Source organism: Roseateles sp. P5_E1 (assembly GCF_054049335.1).
Window position 1 is genome coordinate 1 of record NZ_JBFUMN010000525.1, and the last position, 506, is coordinate 506.

1 protein-coding gene is annotated in these 506 nt (G+C 64.4%); it reads right to left on the reverse strand.

What is annotated here, in order from left to right; genetic code table 11:
• Nucleotides 1–137: 137 nt before the first annotated feature.
• Nucleotides 138–506: phospho-N-acetylmuramoyl-pentapeptide-transferase (gene mraY, locus ACXJKJ_RS32445; protein WP_457395880.1), on the reverse strand; the 369-nt coding region annotated here is incomplete at its 5' end.

The following is a 506-nucleotide window of genomic DNA, read 5'->3' on the forward strand; positions in this document are numbered from 1 at the left end:
GCTCATCAACGCGATCGAGCTGGACGCGACCATCACCACGCCCAGCCCGGTGAGCGTGATGATCGCGCCCAGCAGCCACTTGTCGAAGTGGCCTCCGATGGCTTCAAGGCGGGTTGCCTGGCGCGACAGATCATTCATCAGCGGACCTTCAACGTGGCCAGGCCGATCAGCACCAGCACCACCGAGATGATCCAGAAGCGCACGATCACGCGCGGCTCCGGCCAGCCCTTCAGCTCGAAGTGGTGGTGGATCGGGGCCATGCGGAACACGCGCTTGCCGGTGAGCTTGAACGAGGCCACCTGGATCATCACCGACAGGGTCTCGATGACGAACACGCCGCCCATGATCACCAGCACCAGTTCCTGGCGGGTGATCACCGCGATGGTGCCCAGCACCGCACCCAGCGCCAGCGCGCCGATATCGCCCATGAAGACCATGGCCGGATAGGTGTTGAACCACAGGAAGCCCAGGCCTGCCCCGGCAATCGCCGCGCAGATGATCACCAG